Here is a 3,367-nt window from a genome sequence, read left to right as displayed (position 1 = left end):
GACATCCCACGGCCTCGGCCGAGCCACCCCACACCCCCGGATCAACGTTCCCCGAGTGATCCAACCACCTCGAAGATCATTTCGTTAGGAGTTCTTAGACCGTGTCCTACGTGGTGAGGCGGATGAGTCGTTTGTAGCAGCAGATGGCTGCGGCGAGTCCGAGAAATGCCAGGTAGTTGCGGGGATAACGCTCGTAGCGGTGGTTGAGTCGGCGGTATCCGGTCAGCCAGGACATGGTCCGCTCGATCACCCAACGGCGACGCCCGAGTCGTTGTGACGACTCGATGCCTTTGCGGGCGATGCGGACGCCGATGTGTTTGCCGCAGAGTCATTTCCGCAGTTCAGGTATGTCGTAGGCCTTGTCGGCGTGCAGGCGCTGGGGCTTGAGGTGACGGCTGCGGTGGGGGTCGTGTCTCGTGTGGAGACCCATGACCATGGGCTTCAGGCCCTGGCTGTCGTGGGTGTTGGCGGCCGAGACGCCGACGAGGAGGGGCAGTCCGTTCGCGTCCGACAGGACGTGCATCTTTGAACCCGGCTTGCCCCGGTCCACGGGGCTCGGACCTGTGAGTTCGCCCCGTTCTTCGCCCTCATGTGGGCGGAGTCGAGGACGGCGCGGGAGACGTCGATGAGGCCGGCGTCGTCGAGGCGGCGGAGGATCTCCTCGTGCAGGCGGCCCCAGACGCCGGCCCGGGACCAGATCACGAACCGACGGTGAGCGGTCGACTTCGATATCCCGAAACAGGGCGGCAGCGACCGCCAGGCGCAGCCGGAGACCAGGACGTAGATGATCGCGGCGAACAGCGTCTCATCAGGAGTGTCTTGTGTCCCTCCGCCCTGCGGCCGGACCCGCGAGGGCGGGATCAGCGGCTTGGCGATCTCCCACAACCCGTCCGGAACAATCCAACTCCACGTACCCCGCCCCATGAGCGGTTCAACGACGCCTCACCACGTAGGACACGGTCTTAGTTCTTGCGCCAGATGAGCGTCAGTTCCACGGAGTTCGCCTTGCCGATCGGTACGAGGCGCAACAACCTCCCCGGCAGGACGACAGCGCGGCGATGCAGTTCCGTGCCCCGGCCATAGGGCCAGGTGCCGCTGGTAATCCGGTGGACGACCTCATCGCCGTCGAGGTGGAAGGCACCGGTGTAGGCGATCGCCTTCCAAACGGCGACGGACCGGGAGGGACTGACCTCCAGGACCACGGAGACATCGTTACGTGGGGTTTAGACGAGCACACCCCGGGCATGGACATGTGCCGGCCGGCCGCGCCAGGACACGCTCGTGTCGGTGAGAGCCCAGGTACCGATCAGTTGTTCTCTCAACAGCGTGCTTATGAGCTCGGAGCCTTCCGGGGGAGCCGGGAGTAAGCGGGGGGTGGAGCGAGGAGGGGACAGGCCACCGAGGGCAATCGCGCTTCGTGGTCCCGGGCCTGACGCGGTTCCCCCGCCGGCTTCACGGAAGGCCGGTCGTACGCGCCCGAGTGCGGGGCTTGCTCCGTTGGGGTGAACTCCGCAGGACTGGTACTGGCTAGCTCTCTACCCAGGTGACGTCACCGCCAACTCAAGGGCAAGCTCAGCTCCTCTGGAGGCTATCGACTGTGGATTCCCGAGATCCCCCCCCCGCAATGCAGGCTGAACCCGTCAGGTCGCCATGGTCGGCGCCGTTTGCCGCCCGCCGGGGACGTCACCGACCTCGACGGATGGGGGGAGGCCCATGAGCAGGACGGGACCTAGTCGTGGAGGCGCGGTCGGACCGATCCGACCGCGAGGGCCCGTCGACTCCGCTGGGCCTCAGCAGGTTGAAAGTCCCCCGAACGGACCCACAGCGCAGACTGCTGCCGACAACTGGCCACGTTCAGTCAGCAGCTTGACGTCGACCTCCCGCTCAGGAAACAGGCCCGCGCGACGGCACTGCGCCTGCGGGGTGTGGGTCAGGTGGGCCGCTTCTGGTTCTCGATGCCCCGGACGATGGTCAGCGGCGCCCCGCCACAGGGGCGTGTTCACCGCAGGGCGGTCCAAACGGGCCAACCACGGAACAGAGGCCCTGGTACGCGGTCTGAGGGGGGCTCGGCCGAGGTCCGCGCGGCCTTCATCCGTTTGGGGCATTCCGCGCGGACGGGGGAGCGCCGTTACGGAGGGAGCGGCATTCTGGCAGTGATTCAGTCTCGATTGATGTGGGGGTACGTCATGGACTCTGAGGATCGCCTCCGTTTCCGCTTCGCTCTGCTGGACGCTGATGGAAACGGTGTGCTGGAGCGCAGCGACTTCGAGACGCTGGCCGAGCGGGTGATCGCGGCGAGCGGGGTTGAGGAGAGCACACGCAAGGCCGCAGCCGTCCGGGAGGCTCACCTGGCGTACTGGCAGGGGCTGAGTGATCAAGCCGACAGCAACAACGACGGGGTCGTGGACTTCGACGAGTACGTGGCAGTGGTCCACCAGCAGGAAACGTTCGAACAGTACGTGCGCCCGTACATCCGAGCCCTGGTGGCTCTGGCCGACGGCGACGACGACGGCTGGGTGGGACACGACGCGTTCTCGGCGATCATGACGGCCGTTGGGTTCCCCCGCGCCAACAGCGAGGCAGCCTTCGCGGACTTCCGGTCCCTGGAAGGTGGGCAACTCTCCACGACGTTCTGGGGCCACGTCATCACCGGCTTCTACACGGGCCGGGGGCGGCACATCACTGATCAGCTCATCGGACCGCCTCTCAAGTGACCTCGTTGGCGGCCGGGGGAAGTGACCTGGTGTGTCGCAACCGAGTGGAATGCTCGGCACGAAGAGCCTCAGCTCAGAACCTTCCATGCCGTACGTGTCTACCCGGGCCTGGAGACGCACCCGTCCGCAAACCCCCAGGCCCCCCACCTGAGCGTATCCGCCCGCTCGGTGCTGTCCTCGGAGGACGATCCGCACCGGAAAGGAGGCCAGCGACGCTGTCGCGGTACTCCCGTTCGCAGCCGCCGTGGTCGCGAGGAGTTCGTCCGCACCCCCTCGCTCGGAACGGGGGACGATCTGGGGAACGGACTGCCGGAGGCGGTGCCGGGGCGCCCGCCGGCCGGCACCAGGAAGTTCAGGCAAAGCCGCTGCATGGTGTGGGGCTTCCGGACCAAGACGCCCGCGACAGTGCGCACTGACAGTCACGCGACCAGGGCGGCCGTGGCGGTCGCGAGTTCTGTGCGGGCCGGTTGGGCTCCACTACGGCATGGATTCGCACGCCGAACGCGTCGAGCAGTACTCGACCGAAGGCCGCGCCTCCGGCCCGGCGCAGCCGGGCGCACTAGGAACTGTTCGAAGTTCGGATCTCTTCAAGGCTCGGTGGTGTGCTGGGTGGGGCTGGTAGAACTCGCGTGTGGCGCGTTTTGATGTGACGG

At 66.8% G+C, this 3,367-nt stretch carries 2 protein-coding genes and 1 pseudogene; 1 reads left to right on the top strand and 2 read right to left on the bottom strand.

All coding sequences use genetic code 11. From position 1 onward, the window contains the following. Window positions 1–106: 106 nt before the first annotated feature. Window positions 107–924 (bottom strand): annotated as a pseudogene (locus tag ACFWIA_RS35020) (IS5 family transposase). 38 nt (window positions 925–962) lie between these two features. Then, window positions 963–1,202, bottom strand: a complete 240-nt coding sequence (locus ACFWIA_RS35015; RefSeq protein WP_387011319.1) for a hypothetical protein — start codon at window positions 1,200–1,202, stop codon at window positions 963–965. A gap of 984 nt (window positions 1,203–2,186) precedes the next feature. Between ACFWIA_RS35015 and ACFWIA_RS35010 the strand changes: the two genes are divergently transcribed. After that, on the top strand, window positions 2,187–2,714 hold the full coding sequence (locus ACFWIA_RS35010; RefSeq protein ID WP_387011318.1) for an EF-hand domain-containing protein: 528 nt from the start codon (window positions 2,187–2,189) through the stop codon (window positions 2,712–2,714). Window positions 2,715–3,367 lie beyond the last annotated feature (653 nt).

It is taken from the genome of Streptomyces sp. NPDC127068 (genome assembly GCF_042724695.1).
Lineage (GTDB): Bacteria > Actinomycetota > Actinomycetes > Streptomycetales > Streptomycetaceae > Streptomyces.
The sequence above is the reverse complement of the archived record's forward strand: the minus strand, read 5'-3'. Positions and strand labels throughout refer to the sequence as shown.

Bases quoted from the DNA above. Each gene is read 5' to 3' on its own strand.
- ACFWIA_RS35010 (WP_387011318.1), top strand. From the start codon at position 2,187: ATGGACTCTGAGGATCGCCTCCGTTTCCGCTTCGCTCTGCTGGACGCT.